This window comes from Aquabacterium sp., assembly GCF_034003525.1.
In the GTDB taxonomy this organism is placed as follows: domain Bacteria; phylum Pseudomonadota; class Gammaproteobacteria; order Burkholderiales; family Burkholderiaceae_C; genus Aquabacterium.
In genome coordinates this window covers 78751-100162 of the sequence record NZ_JAVEYN010000001.1, presented here as the reverse complement: position 1 = coordinate 100162, position 21412 = coordinate 78751, and the positions used below count along the sequence as shown (strand labels likewise).

20 protein-coding genes are annotated in these 21412 nt (G+C 66.0%); 15 read left to right on the top strand and 5 right to left on the bottom strand.

Features of this window, described 5'->3' with window-relative positions; genetic code table 11:
• Positions 1-26: 26 nt before the first annotated feature.
• Positions 27-1355: a hemolysin family protein gene (locus RBT42_RS00485; RefSeq protein WP_320361611.1), complete on the top strand. Its 1329-nt coding sequence runs from the start codon at positions 27-29 to the stop codon at positions 1353-1355.
• Here the strand turns inward: RBT42_RS00485 and RBT42_RS00480 are convergent, their stop codons facing one another.
• Positions 1356-2492 (bottom strand): iron-containing alcohol dehydrogenase, encoded by a 1137-nt coding sequence (locus RBT42_RS00480; RefSeq protein WP_320361610.1) that lies wholly within the window; start codon positions 2490-2492, stop codon positions 1356-1358. It lies immediately after the preceding gene.
• 183 nt (positions 2493-2675) lie between these two features.
• Between RBT42_RS00480 and RBT42_RS00475 the strand changes: the two genes are divergently transcribed.
• From RBT42_RS00475 to RBT42_RS00450, 6 genes are all read left to right on the top strand, one after another.
• A complete protein-coding gene (locus tag RBT42_RS00475; protein WP_320361609.1) occupies positions 2676-3404 on the top strand; it encodes a TetR/AcrR family transcriptional regulator in 729 nt (242 codons plus the stop codon).
• A gap of 96 nt (positions 3405-3500) precedes the next feature.
• A complete protein-coding gene (locus RBT42_RS00470; RefSeq protein WP_320361608.1) occupies positions 3501-4910 on the top strand; it encodes a 3-oxoacyl-ACP reductase in 1410 nt (469 codons plus the stop codon).
• A 28-nt stretch (positions 4911-4938) separates the two neighbouring features.
• Positions 4939-5799: a MaoC/PaaZ C-terminal domain-containing protein gene (locus RBT42_RS00465; RefSeq protein ID WP_320361607.1), complete on the top strand. Its 861-nt coding sequence runs from the start codon at positions 4939-4941 to the stop codon at positions 5797-5799.
• Positions 5800-5841: 42 nt separating this feature from the next.
• On the top strand, positions 5842-7134 hold the full coding sequence (locus RBT42_RS00460) for an acetyl-CoA C-acetyltransferase (RefSeq protein WP_320361606.1): 1293 nt from the start codon (positions 5842-5844) through the stop codon (positions 7132-7134).
• A gap of 70 nt (positions 7135-7204) precedes the next feature.
• Positions 7205-8950, top strand: a complete 1746-nt coding sequence (locus RBT42_RS00455; protein WP_320361604.1) for an AMP-binding protein — start codon at positions 7205-7207, stop codon at positions 8948-8950.
• 8 nt (positions 8951-8958) lie between these two features.
• Complete coding sequence (locus tag RBT42_RS00450; protein WP_320361602.1) at positions 8959-9825, top strand: YbgC/FadM family acyl-CoA thioesterase; 867 nt, start codon at positions 8959-8961, stop codon at positions 9823-9825.
• Here RBT42_RS00450 and RBT42_RS00445 read toward each other — a convergent pair.
• The 3 genes from RBT42_RS00445 to RBT42_RS00435 form a co-directional block, all read right to left on the bottom strand.
• Positions 9812-10810: an NRDE family protein gene (locus RBT42_RS00445; protein WP_320361600.1), complete on the bottom strand. Its 999-nt coding sequence runs from the start codon at positions 10808-10810 to the stop codon at positions 9812-9814. The genes RBT42_RS00450 and RBT42_RS00445 overlap by 14 nt on opposite strands.
• 3 nt (positions 10811-10813) lie before the next feature.
• On the bottom strand, positions 10814-11161 hold the full coding sequence (locus RBT42_RS00440) for a DUF4936 family protein (RefSeq protein WP_320361598.1): 348 nt from the start codon (positions 11159-11161) through the stop codon (positions 10814-10816).
• A 167-nt stretch (positions 11162-11328) separates the two neighbouring features.
• On the bottom strand, positions 11329-12294 hold the full coding sequence (locus RBT42_RS00435; RefSeq protein WP_320361595.1) for a folate-binding protein: 966 nt from the start codon (positions 12292-12294) through the stop codon (positions 11329-11331).
• Between the two features lie 24 nt (positions 12295-12318).
• Here RBT42_RS00435 and mltG point away from each other — a divergent pair, with 24 nt between their 5' ends.
• The 6 genes from mltG to RBT42_RS00405 all read left to right on the top strand — a co-directional run bounded on the left by mltG (position 12319) and on the right by RBT42_RS00405 (position 16702).
• On the top strand, positions 12319-13374 hold the full coding sequence (gene mltG, locus RBT42_RS00430) for an endolytic transglycosylase MltG (RefSeq protein WP_320361593.1): 1056 nt from the start codon (positions 12319-12321) through the stop codon (positions 13372-13374).
• Positions 13371-13988: a dTMP kinase gene (gene tmk / locus RBT42_RS00425; RefSeq protein ID WP_320361591.1), complete on the top strand. Its 618-nt coding sequence runs from the start codon at positions 13371-13373 to the stop codon at positions 13986-13988. Before mltG ends, tmk begins: the two co-directional genes overlap by 4 nt.
• Positions 13985-15055: a DNA polymerase III subunit delta' gene (holB, locus tag RBT42_RS00420; RefSeq protein ID WP_320361590.1), complete on the top strand. Its 1071-nt coding sequence runs from the start codon at positions 13985-13987 to the stop codon at positions 15053-15055. The genes tmk and holB overlap by 4 nt, the downstream gene beginning before the upstream one ends.
• Before the next feature lie 96 nt (positions 15056-15151).
• On the top strand, positions 15152-15547 hold the full coding sequence (locus RBT42_RS00415; protein ID WP_320361883.1) for a PilZ domain-containing protein: 396 nt from the start codon (positions 15152-15154) through the stop codon (positions 15545-15547).
• 54 nt (positions 15548-15601) lie between these two features.
• A complete protein-coding gene (locus RBT42_RS00410) occupies positions 15602-16387 on the top strand; it encodes a TatD family hydrolase (RefSeq protein WP_320361588.1) in 786 nt (261 codons plus the stop codon).
• Positions 16388-16489: 102 nt separating this feature from the next.
• Positions 16490-16702, top strand: a complete 213-nt coding sequence (locus RBT42_RS00405) for a hypothetical protein (protein WP_320361586.1) — start codon at positions 16490-16492, stop codon at positions 16700-16702.
• An 85-nt stretch (positions 16703-16787) separates the two neighbouring features.
• On the opposite strand, the gene RBT42_RS00400 is transcribed toward RBT42_RS00405, so the two are convergent.
• Positions 16788-17672: a universal stress protein gene (locus RBT42_RS00400; protein ID WP_320361583.1), complete on the bottom strand. Its 885-nt coding sequence runs from the start codon at positions 17670-17672 to the stop codon at positions 16788-16790.
• A gap of 94 nt (positions 17673-17766) precedes the next feature.
• Here RBT42_RS00400 and RBT42_RS00395 point away from each other — a divergent pair, with 94 nt between their 5' ends.
• A complete protein-coding gene (locus RBT42_RS00395; protein WP_320361581.1) occupies positions 17767-20505 on the top strand; it encodes a cation-transporting P-type ATPase in 2739 nt (912 codons plus the stop codon).
• A 25-nt stretch (positions 20506-20530) separates the two neighbouring features.
• Positions 20531-21406 carry a universal stress protein gene (locus RBT42_RS00390; protein ID WP_320361578.1) on the top strand — a complete coding sequence of 292 codons (876 nt, stop codon included), beginning with the start codon at positions 20531-20533 and terminating at the stop codon, positions 21404-21406.
• Positions 21407-21412 lie beyond the last annotated feature (6 nt).

Below are 21412 nucleotides of genomic sequence, written 5' to 3'. Positions count from 1 at the left end.
CAGGCAGGCTCGCTACACTTGAACGCATGGACACCCTTAGCAGCCTGTTGCTCATTGCCGCCCTGATTTCCGCCAGTGCTTTCTTTGCGATTGCCGAGTTGTCGGTCGCGGCCTCCCGCCGCCTGCGGCTGCGCCAGATGCTGGAGCAAGGCGAGGCGCGTGCGGCCAAGGTGTTGGCGGTGCAGGACGAGCCCGGTGACTTTTTCACCGCCATCCAGATCGGCGTGAACACCGTCGCCATCCTCGGTGGCGTCGTGGGGGAGGGGGCTTTTGCGCCGCTGTTGCACCCGCTGCTGGCTGCACTGCCTTTGAGCGAGAGCCAGGCCAGCACGGTTGCCGCGGTGGTGTCCTTCGTGGTCGTCACCAGCTTGTTCATCTTGCTGGCCGACCTGTTTCCCAAGCGTCTGGGCATGTCGGCCCCCGAGCAGGTGGCCCTGCGGGTGGTCGGACCCATGCACCTGTTTCAGCGCGTGGTGCGCCCGCTGGTCTGGCTGTTCAAGGGCATGTCGGAAGGGCTGTTCCGTCTTTTGGGCTTGCCCGATCGCCGCGACGAGGGCGTGACCTCGGACGACATCCTGGCCATGGCGGCCGCAGGCGCGGAAGCCGGTGTGCTCGCGGCGCAAGAGCACCAGGTCATCGAAAACGTGATCGAGCTGGACACCCGCCTGGTCACCAGCTCCATGACCGCGCGCGACAGCATCGTGCACCTGATGCTGGACGACAGCGAGGCGCTGATCCGGGCCCGCATCGACCAGTACCCACACTCCACCTACCTGGTCTGCGATGGCGACATCGACCATGTGGTCGGTTATGTGGACTCGAAAGACCTGCTGAGTCTGGCCTTCAAGGGCCTGCCCATCAGCCTGCGTGACAACGACGGCCTGGTCAAGAAGGTGCTGACGGTGCCCGACCGTCTGACCTTGTCCGAGGTGCTGATGCAGTTCCGCCAGGCCTATGTGGACTTCGCGGTCATCATCAACGAGTACAGCCTGGTCGTGGGCATCATCACCATCAACGACGTGATGAGCACGGTGATGGGTGGCCTGGTGGGCCCGCAGGACGAAGAGCAGATCGTGCGTCGCGATGCCAACTCCTGGCTGATCGACGGCGTCACGCCGATCGAGGATGTGCTGCGTGCGCTGGATCTGGACAGCCTGCCCAGCCAGGAGGAATACGAAACCTTGGCCGGCTTCATCATGGTGATGCTGCGCCGCGTGCCCCGTCGCACCGACAAGGTCGTGTGCGAGGGCTACCAGTTCGAGGTGCTGGACGTGGACAGCTACCGGATCGACCAGGTGATGGTCAGCCGCATGGAGCCGGTGGCGTCTACCACTTCGCTCGATACGGCCACCTGATCACATCGACGCTTCGAGGATGGCGCGGTATTCCTCGGCCGTGGCCACGCGGGGATTGGTCTTGTGGCAGTGGTCGGCCATGGCGCCGCTGATGATGCGATCGAACCACTCGCGCTGAACGCCCATGGCGGCCAGGCCGCTGGGCAGACCCAGGCGGGCGTTCATGTCGCGGATGGCCTGGGGAATGTCGGCCTCGGAGGCCAAGCCCATGGCGTGCGCCATGCGGGCCAGACGGCGCTCCTTCTGAATCGACTCGGCGCCGGCGTTGAACTGGATGACCGCCGGCAGGAACATGGCGTTGAGCGTGCCGTGGTGCAGCTTGGGGTTCACGCCACCCAGGCTGTGGCTGAGGCTGTGCACGGCGCCCAGGCCCTTCTGAAACGCCATCGCGCCTTGCATGGACGCGCTCATCATGTTCAGACGGGCCTCGCGGTCGCTGCCGTCGCGCGTGGCGCGTTCGATGTGGGCCCAGGCGCGCTCCAGGCCGTCCAGCGCGATGCCGTCGGCGGGCGGGTTGAACGCGGGCGCCATGAAGGTTTCCATGCAGTGCGCGATCGCATCCATGCCGGTGGCCGCCGTCAGGGCTGGGGGCAGGCCCAGGGTCAGTTCCGGGTCGCAGATGGCGGCCTTGGGCATCAAGTTCCAGGAGTGGAAACCCAGCTTGCGGCCGTCGTCCACGATGACGATGGCGCCTCGCGCAACCTCGCTGCCCGTGCCGGCGGTGGTCGGGACCGCGATCAGGGGCGCGGCGGCCGCGGTGATCTTGGGTGAGCCGCCTTCGATGGTGGCGTAGGTGGTCAGGGGGCCGGGGTGGGTGGCCATGATGGCCAGGCCCTTGGCCAGGTCGATGCTGGAGCCACCGCCCACGGCGATCAGGCCGTCACAGCCCGCCGCTTGCCAGACTTCGTGCGCCGCGCGCACGGCCGCCTCGGTCGGGTTGGGCGGGGTCTGGTCGAACACGGTCACCGGCAGGTCGGCCAGTGCGTCCAGTGCCTTCTGCAGCACGCCCGCTGCCCGCACACCTGCGTCGGTCACAACGAGGGGACGACGGATGCCGATGCGTTCGCACTCGGCAGCGAGCTGGCGGATGGCGCCGAACTCGAACTGGATCTGGGTGAGGTACAGGATGGTGGCCATGGCGCTGTAGGGGATGAAGAGGGTGGCGGGATCAAAAGCCGACGGACGATTCTCCCCTCAAAGCAGGGGGTTCCCACTAAAAAGTACCTGCTGGTTTGCCCCATGGTCAAAGCTGTGTCATACGATACGCTTCATGCATGAAACGGGCGTTTGAAACGTCTGTATCTCGGAGACCTTTCGCACATGACCGCGGCCACCCCACGCCTGACCCCTGCCGACACCAAGTCCCGCATCCTCGATGCGGCCGAGGCGCTGTTCGTGGCCGGTGGCTTCGATGCCATGTCGATGCGCCAGATCACGACCACGGCCAGCGTCAACCTGGCGGCGGTCAACTACCACTTCGGCAGCAAGGATGCGTTGATCCAGGCCGTGCTGGCCCGTCAGCTCGATCCGCTCAACGACGCCCGTGTGGCCTTGCTCGGCGCCCTGGAGACCGATCTCGGGGAGCGCATGACCTGCGAGCACGTGCTGGTGGCCATGTTCCTGCCGGCCGTGCGCATGTCGCGCAGCGGTGCACCGAATGCCGAGCGCTTCCTGCACTTCCTGGGGCGCGCCTACACCGACCCATCCCCCGTGGTGCGCGAGTTCATCGACACGCATTACCTCGAAACCCTGGGCCGCTTCTTCCTGGCCTTCCAGCGCACGCTGCCCGAACTGAGCCGCGAAGACCTGGGTTTCCGCCTCAATTTCGCCATGGGCGCGCTGTCCGGCATCCTGGCCGGTGGCAACACCCAGCGGCTGATCCGTGACTTCACCCAAGGGCAGGGCGACCAGGAGGTCACGCTGCTCTCCCGCCTGATTTCCCTGATGGTGGCAGCGCTGAAGGCGCCCCTGCCTGGGCCCGGTGACACCACGGTGCTGGACGCGATCGTCCGGATGCCAGCGGTGGCCCGCCTGACGCCTGAAGCTTGATCCAACTGTGAATGCGGCTCGCAAGGCCGCGATGTTTTTCAACCGGTCTGATGCCTGGGAATACAGGCGCAGACCCCTTTCTCTGCGAGTGTTCTGATGAGTGACGGATACCTTGACTTCGCCAATTCGGGCCTGGGCGCCAAGCTGGTCAACATGCTGGGCCTGCCCAAGCCGCTGCCGCTGGAACGCTATCAGCCTGGTCAGCCGGTGATCCAGGGCACGGTGCTGGTGGGCGGCGGTGAACAAGCGCCGCTGTTGCCCGCCCTGGCCAAGGTGTTCAAGGCCATTGGTGCCCAAACGCTGGCGCACGAGCGTCTGCCCCAGTGGGTGAGCATTGGCAACCAGGCCGGCTTGACGACTGGCCGGTGGGGCGGTGCCGGCAAGGGCGGCGAAAAGGTCAAGGCGCTGGTGTTCGACGCCACCGGTTTGACCGACAGCACCCAGTCGGACGCGCTGTACTGGTTCTTCCACGACACCGCTCGCTCGCTGCTGCCTTGCGGGCGCGTGGTGGTGTTGGGCCGTCCGCCTGAAGGCTGTGCCTCGCCGCGCCAGGCCACCGTGCAGCGTTCGCTCGAAGGCCTGACCCGTTCGCTGGGCAAGGAATTGAAGAAGGGCAGCAACGCCCAGCTGGTGTACGTGGCCGAAGGCGCCGAAGACCAGATCGAGTCCACGCTGCGTTTCCTGCTGTCGCCGCGTTCGGCCTATGTGTCGGCCCAGGTGATCCGCATCGGTCAGGTCGTGGGTGCCTCGCAGTCGCCCGCTGACTGGCAGCAGCCCCTGGCCGGCAAGAAGGTGCTGGTGACCGGGGCGTCCCGCGGCATTGGCGCGTCGATTGCCGAGGTGATGGCCCGCGACGGCGCCCAGGTGATCTGCCTGGACGTGCCGCAGGCACAGGCCGGTCTCGATGAAGTGGCCAAGAAGATTGGCGGCACCGCACTGGCCCTGGACATCGGTTCGACCGAAGCCCCGCAAAAGCTGGTGGATGCTGCCAAGGCCCAGGGTGGCTGGGATGTGGTCGTGCACAACGCCGGCATCACCCGCGACAAGACGATCGCCAACATGAAGCCCGAAATCTGGCAGCTGGTGGTCAACGTCAACCTGTCCACGCAGGAGCGCATCAACGAGGCCCTGGTCGAATCCGGTGCGCTCAAGGCCGGTGGCCGCATCGTCTGCGTGTCGTCCATCTCGGGCATCGCCGGTAACATGGGCCAGACCAACTACGCCGTCTCCAAGGCGGGCGTGATCGGCATGGTGCAAAGCAGCGCCCCGATCTTCGCCAAGCAGGGCATCACCATCAACGCGGTGGCCCCCGGCTTCATCGAAACCCAGATGACGGCCGCCATCCCGTTCGCCATCCGCGAAGCCGGGCGCCGCATGAACTCCATGAGCCAGGGCGGTCAGCCCGTGGACGTGGCTGAGGCCATTGGCTGGTTCGCCAACCCCGCTTCCAGCGGCATCACGGGCAATGTGGTCCGTGTGTGTGGCCAGAGCCTGATCGGCGCCTGATCTTCACAGCACCCCGAGGCGCACGGCCATGAAGATCATCGAAGTCAACAAGCTGCCCAGCCCCTTGAGTCTGAACCTGGGGGCCTTGCGCTCCAGCACCAAGCGCCCCGGGGTGGTCGAGTCCCTGCCGCAGGTCACCTATGTGCGCCCGCATGTGGTGGTGGACGGCAAGAAGGCCCAGGCCTATGCCAAGGTGTGCGGCTTCCAGAAAGCGCATGGCGTGCCCATGCTCTTCCTGCACATGGAGGCCTTCCCGCTGGCCATGATGCTGTTTGGCAGCAAGCGCTTCCCGTGGCCGGCCATGGGCATCGTGCATCTGGCCAACAGTGCCACCTTGCACCAGCGTGTGCAGCCCGGTGATGCACTGCGCATTGAAGTGCAGACGGGGGAGCTGTTCAAGCACGAGAAGGGGCAGGTCTTCACCTTGCACGCCCGCGCCCTGCGCGACGGGCAACTGGTGTGGGACAGCGCCTGGACCCTGCTGCGCATGGGCGTGAGGCAGCCTCAGGGCGCGCCCTATGTCAGCGCGCTCGGCGAGCTGCCGCCACTGGCGCGCCAGGCGGACTTCTATGCCGACTCCGGCATCGGCCGTCGCTACGGCTTGGTGTCGGGCGACATCAACCCCATCCACCTGTCAGCCATCACGGCCAAGTTCCTGGGCTTTCGCCGTGCCGTGGCGCACGGCATGTGGACCAAGGCCAAGGCCCTGAGCACCTTGCTGCCACGTGAAGACGTGGCCTATGCCTCGGTGCAGGTCGAGTTCAAAACGCCGCTGTTCCTGCCGGCACGCGCCTCGCTGTGGGCCGTGCGCGACGAGCACGGCGCGATCTTCGAGGTGCGCAACGCCCGTGGCGACAAACCTCATTTGCGCGGCCGGGTCACGTACTGACGCCTGCTGACCCCCCTTCATCAGTTTCAAGGACTTTCACCCATGAGCAACACCATCCGTCGCGTCGCCATCCTGGGCGGCAACCGCATCCCCTTCGCCCGCTCCAACACGGTCTACTCCAACGTGTCCAACCAGGAGATGCTGACCGCCACGCTGCAAGGCCTGGTCGACCGCTTCCACCTGCATGGCGAACGCCTGGGTGACGTGGCCGCCGGCGCCGTGATGAAGCACAGCCGCGACTTCAACCTGGTGCGCGAGTCGGTGCTGTCCACCACGCTGGCCCCTGAAACTCCGGCCTACGACCTGCAACAGGCCTGCGGCACCGGCCTGGAAGCGGCCATGCTGGTGGCCAACAAGATCGCACTGGGTCACATCGAATCCGGCATTGCCGGCGGCGTGGACACCACCTCCGACGCCCCCATCGGCATCAACGAAAAGATGCGCAAGATCCTGATGGAGGCCAACCGTGCCAAGGGCACCGTGGCGCAGTTGAAGGTGCTCTCCAAGATCCGCCCCAGCATGCTGGTCAAGCCGGCCATTCCCCGCAATGGTGAGCCCCGTACCGGCTATTCCATGGGTGAGCACGCCGAGCTGATGGCGCGCGAATGGAACATCCCGCGCGAAGAGCAGGACCAACTGGCCTGCGCCAGCCACGCCAACCTGGCGCGTGCCTACAAGGAAGGCTTCATGGCTGACCTCATCACCCCCTTCAAGGGTGTGAGCCAGGACAACAACCTGCGTGAAGGCCTGACCATCGAAAAGCTGCGCTCGCTCAAGCCCTGCTTTGACAAGAAGGTGGCGCCGGGCCAGGGCACCTTGACCCCCGGCAACTCCACGCCTTTGACCGACGGCGCCTCGGCCGTGCTGCTGGCCAGCGAAGAATGGGCCGCAGCACGCAAGCTGCCTGTGCAGGCCTACATCACGCACAGCGAAGTGGCCGCGGTGGACTTCTTCAACAAGAAGGAAGGCCTGTTGATGGCGCCAGCCTACGCCGTGCCACGCATGCTGCAACGCGCCGGCCTGACCCTGCAGGATTTCGACTTCTACGAAATTCACGAAGCCTTTGCCGCCCAGGTGCTGTGCACCCTGAAGGCTTGGGAAGATCCGAAGTACTGCAAGGAGCGTCTGGGTCTGGACAAGCCGCTGGGTGCCATCGATCGCAGCAAGCTCAACGTCAATGGCAGCTCGCTGGCTGCCGGCCATCCCTTCGCGGCCACCGGTGGGCGCATCGTGGCCTCGCTGGCCAAGATGCTGGCGCAAAAGGGGTCGGGCCGCGGCTTGATTTCCATCTGCGCCGCAGGGGGGCAGGGCGTGGTCGCCATCCTGGAGCGCTGAGCCAAGCTCCTCGTCGCCACTCGCATCACCGCCATTCGTACCGTCCGCCGCAGTACCCGAGGAGATTCGCATGAACGCCAGCGTTGCCGCCGCCGTCCGCCCAGCAGGCCAGTCCATCGTCAACCCTGATGGGTCGACCAACCGCATCTGGTTGTCGTCTTACGTGAAGGGGGTGGCGCACGACATCGATGTCAACAAGTACCGCTCGCTGGGGCATTACTTCGACGAGTGCATCGAGAAGTTCCGCCACCGTCCGGGCTTTGTCAGCATTGGCACCGAGATGAGCAACGACCGGCTGGATCGGCTGGTCACGGCCTTTGCCGGTTGGCTGCAGAGCCAGGGCGTCAAGAAGGGCGATCGGGTGGCCATCATGCTGCCCAACACCTTCCAGTACCCGGTGGCCCTGTTCGCGGTGCTCAAGCTGGGGGCCGTGGTGGTCAACATCAACCCGCTCTACACCTCGCGGGAGCTGGCCCACGCGCTCAACGACAGCGGCGCGGAAACCATCATCGTGATGGAGACCTTTGCCAAGACCTTGCAGGACGCCATGCCCGGCACGAAGCTCAAGCGCATCGTGCTGACGCAGATTGGCGACTTGCTGTCCGACGGCTTCATCAACGCCAAGGGGCGTTTGCTGAACTTCGTGCTGCGCCGCGTGCAGAAGATGGTGCCCGAGTACAGCCTGCCGGGTGCCCGCTGGATGCGCGATGTGCTCAAGGAAGGAGCCAAGGCCAAGTTCAAGCCGGCGGACGTGCAGGCCGATGACCTGGGCTTCTTGCAGTACACCGGCGGCACGACTGGCGTCTCGAAAGGCGCGATGCTGACGCACCGCAATGTGCTGGCCAACTGTCAGCAGGCGCTGGCGTTTGCCGAAGGGCAACTGACGGACGAGACCGAGACCGTGGTCACGCTCATCCCGATGTACCACATCTTCTCGCTGACGGTGAACGGCCTGATCTTCATGGCCCTGGGCGGTCGCAACATCCTGGTGGCCAACCCGCGCGACACCAAGCGGGTGATGATGATCCTCAAGAACGAGAAGTTTTCGGGCATCACGGGCGTGAACACCTTGTTCGCTTCCTTCCTGGAAGACCCGGCTTTCGCCAAGCTCGACTTCTCCAAACTCAAGCTGCCCATCGCCGGCGGCATGGCCCTGATGCGCAGCACCGCCGAGCGCTGGGCCCAGGTCACCCAGTGCCCCATCGTGGAGGGCTATGGCCTGACCGAGTGTTCGCCCATCGTGACCCAGGCGCCCGTGGACCTGAGTCAGCCGCGCCCGGTGTTCACCGGTTCGATCGGTGTGCCCGTGCCCTCGACCGAAGTGCGCTGCCGCCGTGACGACGGCACGTGGGCCGACATCGGCGAGCCCGGCGAGCTGTGCGTGCGCGGCCCACAGGTGATGAAGGGCTACTGGAACCGCCCCGAAGAGACCGAGAAAGTCATCGACAGCGAAGGCTGGCTGGCCACTGGCGACGTGGCGGTGATGGACGAGAGGGGCTTCCTCAAGATCGTGGACCGGAAGAAGGACATGATCCTGGTCTCGGGCTTCAACGTGTACCCGAACGAGATCGAAGACGTCATCGCCATGCACCCGGATGTCAAGGAAGTGGCGGCGGTGGGCGTGCCCGACGAGGTTGCCGGCGAGCGCGTCAAGGTCATCATCGTGCCCCGCACCCCCACGCTGACCAAGGAAGCCATCATCGAGCACTGCCGTCAGAACCTGACGGGCTACAAGATCCCGCGGGTGGTGGAATTCCGCGACACCGAATTGCCCAAGACCCCTGTGGGTAAGATCTTGCGACGAGAACTTCGCTGATCCACCCCATGACCACCCCAGCTGACTTCACCTTCATCCATCGTTTGCGCGTTCGTTGGGCCGAGGTGGATGGGCAGCAGGTGGTCTTCAATGGCCACTACCTGACCTACCTGGATGTGGCCATCACGGAGTTCTGGCGCCATGCCGGTCTGCCTTTTCCCGATGCGTTGGCCTTCCACCAGGGCGACATGTTCGTGCGTCGCAACCTGATCGAGTACCACGCGCCCGCGCGCATGGACGACTGGCTCGACATTGGCCTGCGTTGCGAGCGCATCGGGCATTCGTCCATCACGGTCGTCTGGGCCATCTGGACGCAAGGGCGCCTGCTGGTCACGGGGGAGGTGGTCAACGTCTATGTGGACCGCCAGACCCGTGTGCCCGCCGCTGTCCCGCAGGCCATGCGCGACCAGTTGGCGGCTTTCGCTGCCCGTGAGCCGGTCTACCGCGTCGAGGTGGGTGACTGGGCCACCTTGCAGCCAGGTGCTGCGTCCGTGCGCCAGGCGGTGTTCATCGGCGAGCAAGGCATTCCCGAAGCCGAGGAGTGGGACACGGACGATGCCACGTCGGTGCACGCGGTGGTCAGCAACCTCGCGGGCCTGCCACTGGCCACTGGGCGGCTGATCCATGCGGGGCTGCCTGCCGGGCACGCCAAGATCGGTCGGATGGCGGTGCTGCGCTGCAGTCGGGGCGCCGGCCTGGGTGAGCGTGTCCTGCGCGTTCTGATGGAGGAGGCGCGTCGGCGCGACCTGCACCATCTGGCTCTGCATGCGCAGGCCAACGCCCGGGGCTTTTACGAGAAGCTGGGTTTCGTGCCCGAAGGGCCGGTGTTTGATGAGGTGGGCATTCCCCACCAGCGCATGGTCATTCGCCTGTGAGGGCACCCGGGTTGCGCTTGATCAGGCTGCGGGCCCGTGGCTTGCGCACCGGCGTGTCGGTAGACAGCACATGGTTGTCCTGCTCCTGCACCTCACTGCTCTCGAAGCTGTCTTCCTTGCGGACCGACGGTGGCGGCAAGCTGGCACTGAGGCGTGCCACCTCGGCGCTGTCCATGGTGTGACGCGGCGGCCAGTTCTTGAGCGTGACGCGGCGCATCAGCGCCACCGATGAGTGAGGGCTGAAGGTGCGCTCCATCACATGGGTCACCAACCGCTTGTTCACCCGCTCGGTGATGATGACGGTGGACGCACGCGTGCCGTAGCGCCACTCGGGCGCCTTGATGAAGGCCGATGACAGCATTTTTTCCCACTCGGGCGTGACACCGGTGTGAGGCAGGTCTGCGTCAGCGGCCTGCGTGGGGTCGGACAAGGCGCCAAAGAGTCGGTTGGCCAGATCATCGGCATCCACCGCGGCGGGGATCGCCGCCTTGAGGCGGGCTTTGAGCGCCGTCACCTTGGGCCAGGGCGTGTTCAATTCGGCGTTCGACAGGCCGAACACGCCCTTGTGCAGGCGCTCCGGATACAGCCGCTCGTTGTTCAGCCAGAAGCACTCGCCGTCGGCAAAGTCCAGCGCCACCATGTTGAAGCCGTTGTAGCCGGTCATGGCCATGCGCGGCCACAGATGGCTCATCATCATGTCGCCCTGCAGCCATTGGGTGACGAGGTGGCCACGTGAGGGGGCCGAAGGGTCCAGCTTGGCCGGGTTGCGCACATTGGTCACCAGGCCGAGGCGGCCGGAAGCCGTCAGGCCCAGCCAGGTACCCCCTTCGGACAGGTCACGTCCCCCCAGGATGGCCGGGCCGCCGCTTTCAGGCTGCCACCAGGCCAGACGGGCCGCGGGCCGGTCGTAGAACTCGTCGCGGTTGCTGGCGAGCACGAAGGGGTAGCGACTGCTTTGATCGAGCGCGAAGGCCACCAGACACATGGTTCAGGCCTCCGAGGTGCAGTTGGGCGCGACAGCGCTGCCCATGGGGACAAAGGATTCCACGTGACGCGGGCCGATCAGCCCGGCAGGCAGCGCCTGCACCAGGCTCAGCAACACCTGCTCGCACAGCGCGTCGACGCCTTCCGAGTGCTCGTAGACCTCCATCCACGTCTGCTCGGGCGCATCGGCGGCGTGCTCATCCGACCTGCACCACAGGCGGGCCTGCACACCGGGCAGGCGACGCATCAGGGTCTGTTGCAGGGCCGTGATGGCCGCGTAGGCCTCGGCACGGCGTGTCTGGGACACACGGTAGTAAATGAAGAGGGCGCGCGGGCCTGCAGGCGAAGGCATCAATCCGATCGAGAAACAACAATGCCTTGCAGACTAGCGCAAGGCCCCGGTTTTCCGCGTCGGTGATGTGCACGCGCACCATCGCCGTGCGCACTCTCGTTAACTATTTGACACAACTTCTGGTTGCGGCAGCCGTCGGCATCGTCAGCCCGAGGCTGCGGGACATGTCACTCGCTGGCGTCGTCGGTCGGCAAGCTGTAAGGAAGGGCGCCCAACTGCACGGGCATGCCCTCGGCACTGCCGGCGCGCAAAGCGGTGCCACGCGCAGCCAGCTTGAGTTCGACCAGCGCGCTGCTGTGAGGCGCTACCCCCGGGATGGGCGCCGCATTGATGACCACGCCAGCGGGTTGTCCGGGGTCGGCCTCGCTGAACAGCTCCTGCCCGGGTGCGAGTGCCTCGCTGGCATGGACGATGAAGGCGCGGCGTTTGGTGGTGCCGCGGTACTGGCTGCGTGCCACGACCTCCTGGCCGGGGTAGCAGCCCTTTTGGAAATTCACCCCGCCGATCAGTTCGAAGTTGATCATTTGCGGCACGAACTGATCGACCGTGGCCTGCTGCACGCGCGGAATGCCGCTCATCACATCCAGCCATTGCCATTGTTCGAGGGGCAGGGCGGGCACCTTGGCCGCGCAGGCCTGTGCGGCCGCTGCCTCACCCACCCACAGCCAGCGCGGCACACCCAGCACATCAGGCAGGCGCACCAGTTGGCCGTCTGCCACGCTCTGTACCGACCAGGGGGCCGTGTCCAGGGCCGCACCCAAGGCGCTGCTGGCCGAGGTACCCACGATGCCCAGCACCGACACGCTGTCCGAGACGTCCGTCAGCTTGGCTTTGGCGCGCAACACGAACATCGACAGGCGCTTGACCAGAGCGGGCACGGTGTCGCGATCGGCCAGCAGCCACAGCCGATCAGGCTGCGGACGCAGGTTCAGCAAGCTGCCCAGCATGCGGCCCTTGGCCGAGCAATAGGCGGCCAGGCGGGCCTGGGTGGCCGTCTGGCTGTTGACGTCCTGACTGAGTTGGCCATGCAGAAACGCGGCAGCCTCGTCGCCTTGGGCCTGGATGACGCCCAGATCAGACACCAGCACGGCGCCAGACCAGGAAGTTGGGTCGGGAAGATGGATCTCGCTCATGGCCTCATTATCATCACGGTCGCCATGAATCATTCCACCGCTTTGCCCTATCCCCCACGCTTTGTGCGCCAACACGGCGGCATCCTCGCCCGTTTGCTGGCCCTGCTGCTTGTGCTCACGGCGTTGGTCGCTGGAGGGGCCTGGTGGTGGTTGAGCCAGCCCTTGCCTCTGAGCTCGGCCACGGTGGAGTATTCGGTGGAGGCGGGCAGCAGCCCCCGCGAGGTGGCTCGCGGCTGGAACGAAGCCGGGGTGCGGACCTCGCCCGAGCTGTTGTACCAGTGGTTTCGCTGGTCGGGGCAGTCGCGGCAGATTCGCGCCGGCAGCTACGAAATCCAGCAAGGCGCCAGCGCCCGCGACCTTTTGCGCATGATGGTGCAGGGCGATGAAAGCCTGGCGCGCGTCAAGCTGATCGAGGGCTGGACCTTCGAGCGCTGGCGCGAAGAGCTGGCCAAGGCCGAGGGATTGCAGCCCACGACGCGCAACTGGACCTCGCAGGAGATCATGGAGGCGCTGGGCATGCCCGGCGTGCCTGCTGAAGGCCGCTTCTTCCCCGACACCTATGCCTATGCCAAGGGCAACACCGACCTGGCCGTGATGCGCCGAGCCCAGCACGCCATGCAAAAACACCTGGAAGCCGCGTGGGCGCAACGCGACAGCCAGACGCCCTTGAAGAACGCCGACGAGGCGCTGATCCTGGCCTCGATCGTTGAAAAGGAAACCGGCCAGGACGCCGACCGCCCCCTGATTGCCGGGGTGTTTGCCAACCGCCTGCGCATCGGCATGCCCTTGCAGACCGACCCGACCGTGATCTATGGCCTGGGCGAGCGCTTTGACGGCAACCTGCGCCGCACCGACCTGCGCACCGACACGCCCTTCAACACCTACACGCGTCGCGGCCTGCCGCCGTCGCCCATTGCGATGCCCGGCAAGGCCGCCTTGATGGCCGCGGTGCGTCCGGCCCAGACCAAGGCCCTGTATTTCGTGGCGCGCGGGGATGGCAGCAGCGCCTTCAGCGCCACACTGGACGAACATAATCGTGCGGTGAATCAATATCAACGCACGCCCAGGAAGAACCCATGAGCACAGGTCGTTTCATCACGTTCGAGGGCATTGACGGCGCGGGCAAGACAACCCACCTCGACGCCTTGGAGCGCGCCTGGCGCGAAGCCGGACATGAAGTGGTGCGCACACGCGAGCCCGGCGGTACGCCGTTGGCCGAGCAACTGCGCGGCCTGTTCCTGCACGAACCCATGGACTCGCTCACCGAGGCGCTGCTCGTGTTCGCCGCGCGCCGCGACCACCTGACCCAGGTCATCGAACCGGCGCTGGCGCGTGGCGCCTGGGTGCTGTGCGACCGTTTCACCGATGCCACCTTTGCCTACCAGGGTGGTGGTCGTGGGTTCGACCTGAAGGTGCTGACGACGCTGGAGAACTGGGTGCAAGGCAGCCGCCAGCCCGACCTGACCTTCCTGTTCGATCTGCCGCCTGCCGTGGCGGCCGCCCGACTGGCCGGTGCGCGCCAGCCCGACCGCTTCGAGGCGCAGGACCATGCCTTCTTCGAGCGCGTGCGCGAGATGTACCTGAGTCGCATGGCCCAGCACCCCGAGCGCTTCGTGCTGATTCAGGCTGACCAGCCACAAGACATCGTGGCGCGCGCCATCGGCCAGGCCTTGGCCGCCCGAGGTGTGGCATGAGTGAGGGATCGCGCGCGCCGCTGTGGCCCTGGTTGCAGGAGCCACTGCAGGCCGCCTTGCAGCAGCTCAGCGGCCACCATGCGGTGCTGCTGCACGGCCCGCAGGGCGTCGGCCAGTTCGAATTCGCGCTGGCACTGGCGCGCAGCTGGTTGTGCGAGGCACAGCCGGAGGGCTCGGCCCCGCACGTCGCGTGCGGCCAGTGCCCGAGCTGCCGTCTGATCGAGGCCGGCTCTCACCCCGATCTGCAGGTCATCCTGCCCGAAGCGCTGCAGGCCTCGCTGGGCTGGCAGTCCAGCGGCGCAGACGAGGGCGGCGACAAGGCGACCGAGAAGAGCGAGGGCAAGAGCAAGAAGCTCAGCCAGGAAATCAAGGTCGATGCCATTCGGGCGGTGGTGCAGTTTTCGCAGCACACGGCCTCGCGTGGGCGGGCCAAGGTGGTGTTGATTCACCCGGCCGAGCGCATGAACCTGATCGCGTCCAACACCCTGCTCAAGACCCTGGAAGAGCCGCCGGGGCAGGTGCGCTTCGTGCTTAGCGGTGCCACGCTCGACCAGCTGTTGCCCACCATCCGCAGCCGCTGCCAGGCCTGGCGTCTGCCCATGCCCGATGCGGCGCCGGCCGCCCAATGGCTGCAGGCCCAGACCGAGGGCATGAGCCTGGACGACGCCAAGGTGTTGCTGGCCGCCGCCGGTGGACAGCCCTTGACCGCCCGCGACCGCCAGCAACTGGGCCTGGACGCGCGTGCCTGGCCTCAGCTGCCTCAGGCCCTGCTGCATGGCACGGCCACCGCCTTGAACCAATGGCCTTTGCCGCTGGTGGTCGAGACCCTGCAAAAGCTCTGTCACGACCTGGCCTGTGCCGCCCAGGGCGCAGCGCCGCGGTATTTCCCGGCCGCCAGCCTGCCTGCGCCGCCCGAGCTGAGCCTGCTCACCACCTGGTCGCAAGAGCTGGGCAAGGTGGCCCGCCACGCTGAGCACCCCTGGAACCAGAACCTCAAGATCGAGACCTTGCTGCTGCAGGCGCGCGCCATCATGCGTCCGCGCCCCGCACGGGCAACGCTACGGTGAAATACGTGGTTGTGATCGCAACGGTAGCGTTACACTTATTGAATCATGAGTGAGTTTCAAAGCACCAGCATGCCTTCCGCCTTCGCGCCCAGCGCGATGGGTAAACTCGGTCCCACCACGGGGCCGGCAGCTGGTGCAGCGGGCTCGGCGCCAGGCCGCCCCAGCGTCATCCAGCTGGTCTTCCGTGAAAAGGGTGCGCTGTATGCCGCCTACATTCCGGCCTTCACCGATGGCGGGCTGTTCGTGCCCACCACGCGCGAGTACGTGCTCGGCGATGACGTCTACCTGCTACTCAGCCTGCCCGACGACAACCAGCGTTACCCCGTGGCCGGCAAAGTGGCCTGGATCACGCCGGCCAACGCGTCGGGTGGTCGCACGCAAGGCGTCGGTGTCCGCTTCCCCGCTGACGAGAAGACTCGCCTGCTGCGCCTGAAGATCGAAGAGATCCTCGGCACCAACATCTCGTCGAGCAAGCCCACGCAAACACTGTGACCGGCTTTGAGGCAAGATCACGGGTTTGCTGACCCGTTTTTGCCCTCGCGCACCATGTTTGTCGATTCGCACTGCCACCTGAACTTTCCGCAATACGCTGACACGCTCGACGCCCTGCGCGCCGAAATGAGCGAGGCGGGCGTGGACCGCGCCCTGTGCATCAGCACCACGCTGGAAGAGTTTCCGCAGGTGCATGACCTCGCCACCCGCTACGACAATTTCTGGGCCACCGTGGGCGTGCACCCCGACAACGAAGGCGTGCAGGAGCCCACGCTCGAAGACCTGGTGAGCCGTGCAGCGCTGCCGCGCGTGGTGGGCATCGGCGAGACCGGGCTCGACTACTACCGCCTGGGCGAGCGCAGCGTCGACGAAATGGAATGGCAACGTGAGCGCTTTCGCGTGCACATCCGCGCCGCGCGCCAGACCGGTTTGCCGTTGGTGATCCACACCCGCATGGCCAGCGACGACACGCTCGCCATCCTCAAGGAAGAAGGGCAGGGCGAGGTGCGTGGCGTGTTCCACTGCTTCACCGAAAACGAAGCCGTGGCCCGCGCCGCACTGGACCTGGGCTTCATGATTTCCTTCTCCGGCATCCTCACCTTCAAGAACGCGGCCGACCTGCGCGAGGTGGCGCGCTTCGTGCCCATCGAGCGTTGCCTGATCGAGACCGACAGCCCGTACCTGGCGCCCGCACCGCATCGCGGCAAAACCAACTCGCCGGCTTACGTGCCCTTTGTGGCGCGTCAACTCGCTGAGTTGAAGGGTCTTGACGTCAACGACGTAGGCCGCATCACTTCGGCCAACTTTGAGGATTTGTTCTCACTCGTGCGTGCACACTGAGGGTTAGCCCACGTCCGCATTACAGCGATTGGCAGAGAATTTCCTACAGGCGGAACGCTTTGTGAAGCGACCTCCGCCCTGGTTCACCACACAGGAGGTTCCATGCAAAAGATCAGTCTTCACGCCAATCCCTTCGCCTTGATGATGGATCCCGAGGCAGTGCTGGCGGCCATGGAGCGCTCCGAGCGCCTCAATCACCTGCAAAGCCGTGTGTGCCGTCCGTTGGACAAGCAGGAAGAGGCCGCCGACAAGACATCGCCGCTCTCACACATGAGAGACGATGTGTTCGAGCGCGAAGAGGCGCTGAGCAGTTGAACGAGTTTGTGTTGCTTGCCGCGAGAGCGTTTGATGCCCGTCCTCGAGACGGGCTTTTTTTGCGCTGACGACGGGCGTTGCAGGCTCAGACGGACACCAGCACGTCGGCCTGGGACTCGACCAGCACCTGCTTGGTGACGCTGCCCAGGATCAGGTGCTCGACAGCGTTCTCGCCGTGCTTGCCCTGCACGATGAGGTCACAGTCTTGCTCCACCTCCTGCTCGAGGATGCGGGTGGCCGGGTCGCCCTGGATGACGACCTGTCGGCTGTCCGCCGCACTCAGGCCCGCGTCATGGCACAGCACCTGCAGACGCTGGGAGGCCTCCTGCAAGGCCGCCACGCGATAGTGGTTGATGGTGTCTTCGTCGACGTTGGCGTATCGCAGGTGACCTTCGAAGGGCACTTCGAACACATGCAGCACGATCAGTTGGGCCTGCGGCGCCAGCATGCGGGCCTGCCGCAGGGCTCGCACCGATGAGGCCGAGAAGTCGACCGGCACCAGCACGGTCTTGTAAGCCTGATGGGGCGCCTGCTTGACCACCAGCAAGGGCCGGGTGGTGTTGCTGAGCATGCGCTCGGCCGTGGAGCCCAGCAGCAGGTGTCGCAGCAGGCTTTCGCCGCGGGCGCCACACACCAGCAGGCCCGAGGCCAGTTCATCGGCGACGGTGCGGATTTCGGTGATCAGGGAACCCACCACCAGACGGTCATCCACACCGACGCCGTATTGCGCGTGCAAGGCATCGGCCTGGGCTTGCAGGCGTTCGCGGGCGGTGGCCAGCACTTTTTGCTCGACCGACTCATGGCTGCTGGTGAGCATTTGGCGCAAGCGCTGCAAGGGGGCCAGGTTGGCCACGTGCAGCAGGCACAAGGGAGCGCCATGCTGTTGACTGATCTGCGCCGCGCGTTCGGCCGCATGGCGGGCGGGCGTGGACAGGTCGGTGGCGGCGAGGATGCTGTGGATCTTGCTCATGCTTCAGTGTAGTGCCGTGGGGGTGAATGGCCCCCGTCATCGTTATAGCCATTATGATTTGTTTGAACAAATGTAATAGCGAGGTAGCGACAAGATGACGGAGCAGTCCCGCGGTGGCACCCCACCTGAAGCCCAGCAGGTGGATTGGCACACGATGACACAGGCCGAGGTGGAGCAGGCCTTGTCAACGCAGGCCAAGGGCCTGAGCACCGCCGAGGCCGCGCAGCGCCTGACGCAGTACGGCCCCAACCGCCTGGCGGTGGCAAAGAAGCGTTCGGCCTGGATGCGGCTGCTCATGCAGTTCCACAACATCTTGCTGTACGTGATGATGGGCTCGGCGGTCATCACCGCCTTCCTGGGCCATTGGGTGGACACGGGGGTCTTGATGACCGCCGTGATCATCAACGCCATCCTCGGATTCATCCAGGAAGGCAAGGCCGAATCGGCGCTGGATGCGATCCGTGGGATGCTGTCGCCGCACGCGATCGTGGTGCGCGACGGGCGGGCTCAGGAGATCGATGCCGCCAACCTGGTGCCGGGCGATGTCGTGCAACTGGTGTCGGGCGATCGTGTGCCGGCCGATTTGCGTCTCATCCAGGTCAAGGAGTTGCGGGTTGAAGAGGCAGTACTGACCGGTGAGTCTTTGCCGGTGGAAAAGGGCACCGAGGCCGTGGCCGCCGATGCGCCCCTGGGAGATCGGCATGGCATGGCCTATTCGGGCACTGTGGTGGTGTTTGGGCAGGCCACCGGCGTGGTGGTGCACACGGGGGCTCGCACCGAGCTGGGCAAGATCAACCAGATGCTCTCGGGCATCGAGCACATGCAGACGCCCTTGCTGCGCCAGGTCGACAGCTTTGCCCGTTTGCTGGCCTTGGTGATCCTGGGCCTGTCGGCCGCCACCTTCGTGCTGGGGGTGTGGTTGCGCGGCCATCCGCCGTCTGAGATGTTCATGATGGTGGTGGCACTGGCCGCCTCGGCCATTCCGGAGGGGCTGCCGGCCATCATGACGGTGACACTGGCCTTGGGCGTGCAGCGCATGGCGCGCCGCCACGCTATCGTGCGACGCCTGCCCGCGGTGGAAACGCTGGGCTCGGTCACGGTGGTGTGCTCTGACAAGACCGGCACCCTGACGCGCAACGAGATGACGGTGCAGCGCGTGGTGTGCGCGGGGCACGCCTTCAACGTCGGTGGCGTGGGCTATGCCCCGGTGGGTGATGTGAGCATCGACGGGCGGATCATCGATGTGGCGCACTACCCGGCACTGGCCCTGGCGGTGCGCACGGGTGTGCTGTGCAACGACGCCCGCTTGCGGGTGGAAGACGACCTGTGGCGGGTAGAAGGCGACCCGACGGAAGGTGCGCTGCTGGTGCTGGGGGGCAAGACGGGTTTCACGCAAGAGGCCGGTGAGCTCGCCTGGCCGCGCATCGACTCGATCCCCTTCGAGTCGGAACACCGCTTCATGGCGACCTATCACCGAGATGCCGATGGTGCGCCGTGGATTTTCGTCAAAGGCGCCCCCGAGGTCGTGCTGGGCATGTGCGCGCGGCAGTTGAACCACGACGGCGAGCATCCGCTGGACGTGGACTACTGGCGTCGCATGGCCACCGACACGGCCGCACAGGGTTTGCGTTTGCTGGCCCTGGCCTGCAAGCGCGAGGCCCCGGCCGACGAGCGCCTGCGCTTTGGCGACGTGGCCGAGGGCTACACCTTGCTGGCCCTGGTCGGCATCATCGATCCGCCACGTGAAGAGGCCATTGCGGCGGTGGGCGAGTGCCACCATGCCGGCATCCGCGTGAAGATGATCACCGGTGACCATGTGGAGACCGCGCGCGCCATCGGGGCGCAGCTGGCCATCGGGGTGGGCAAGCCGGCCATGACCGGCGCCGAGGTATCCTTGATCAGCGACGCCGACCTGCGCCGCGTGGTGATGGAGGTGGACGTGTTCGCGCGTGCCAGCCCCGAGCACAAGCTGCGTCTGGTGCAGGCCCTGCAGGACGATGGCCAGGTGGTGGCCATGACCGGTGACGGTGTGAACGATGCGCCGGCGCTCAAGCGCGCCGATGTGGGCGTGGCGATGGGGATGAAGGGCACCGAGGCGGCCAAGGAGGCTTCCGACGTGGTGCTGGCCAACGACAACTTCGCGACCATTGCAGCGGCCGTGCGCGAGGGCCGCGTGGTCTACGACAACCTCAAGAAGTTCATCCTCTTCATGCTGCCGACCAATGGCGGCGAAGCCCTGGTGGTGATCGCTGCCATCTTGTTCGAGCTGGCCTTGCCCTTGACGGCCGCGCAGGTGCTGTGGATCAACCTGGCGACCTCCAGCACGCTGGGCCTGGCGCTGGCCTTCGAGCCGGCCGAGCAGGGCATCATGCGTCGCCGGCCGCGGCCGCCCGGTGAACCCTTGCTGTCGGGCTTCTTCGTCTGGCGCGTGCTGATGGTGTCGGTGTTGATGATGACGGGCGCGCTGGGCCTGTTCCTGTGGGAGATGCAACAGGGCAGCAGCGTGGAAACCGCCCGCACCATGGCCGTGAACGCGGTGGTGATGGCCGAAATGTTCTACCTGTTCAACAGCCGCTTCATCCTGGCGCCGGTCACCAGCTGGCGAGGGCTGTTCGGCAATCGCTATGTGCTGTGGGCGGTGGGCGTGACCGTGCTGCTGCAACTGGCGTTCACGCACACGGCGGTCATGCACGGCATCTTCGAGTCCACCCATCTGACGTTGCTGGAGTGGTTCAAGGTGCTGGGCGCCGGTTTGCTGGTGTTCCTTGTGGCAGAGTTGGAGAAGTTCGTGATCCGGCGCACCCCGCTGGCATCGCGTGTGGCGCAGGCCTGAGCCGGCCGATAAGGAGCAAGGACCCATGAACGAATCTGCCCAAGGGGCGAGCTTGCCCAAGTGCCTGTTGCTGGCGACCGATCTGAGCGCACGCTGCGACCGGGCGCTGGACCGGGCCGCGCAACTGGCCGAGGCCTGGCAGGCAGAGATCGTGGGGGTCAATGTGCTGGACCTGGGCAGCACGCCCGACCAGATCCTGGCCTGGGCCTCGGGTGCAACCGAGCAGGACCTGCGCCAGATCGCCTTGCACGAGTTGCGTCGCAACACGGCCGGTGTGAACGCGCCGATCTCCTTGCGGGTCGAGCGGGGCAGCGACGCCGCCAGCGTCATCTGCAAGGTGAGCGAGGAGGTGCAGGCGGACCTGGTGGTGTCGAGCGTGGCGCGCAACGAGGTGCTGGGCCGCTTCCTGCTGGGCTCCACCGTGGAGCAACTGGCCCGCTCGCTGGCGCAGCCCTTGCTGGTGGTGCGCCAGCGCGCCCGTCAGCCGTATCGGCGCATTGTGGTGGCCACGGACCTGTCACCGGGTGCGCATGGTGGGCTGCAGGTCGCCGCGCGCCTGTTCCCGGGGCAGGCGCTGCAGCTGTATCACGCCCATGAGGCGCCGCTGGCAGGGTTGGCGGGCCGGATGGACACGGCGCAATCGGCCAGCGTGGCAGCGCAGCAAGCCTGTGAAGTCCTCTTGGACAAGACCCCCTTGCCAGCCGGCACCGAGGTGAACATCCAGTGCGAGCGCGGGACGGTCACGTCCACGCTGCCGGCGTTCGTGCGTCGGCACGATGTGGACCTCGTGGTGCTGGGCATCCAGGCCGAGCCCAGCGTGGTCAGCACCCTGTTGGGCAGCACCGCCCTGCGTTTGCTGCAGTGGCTGCCCTGCGACGTGCTGCTGGTGCGCTCGGCCTGAGGGCGC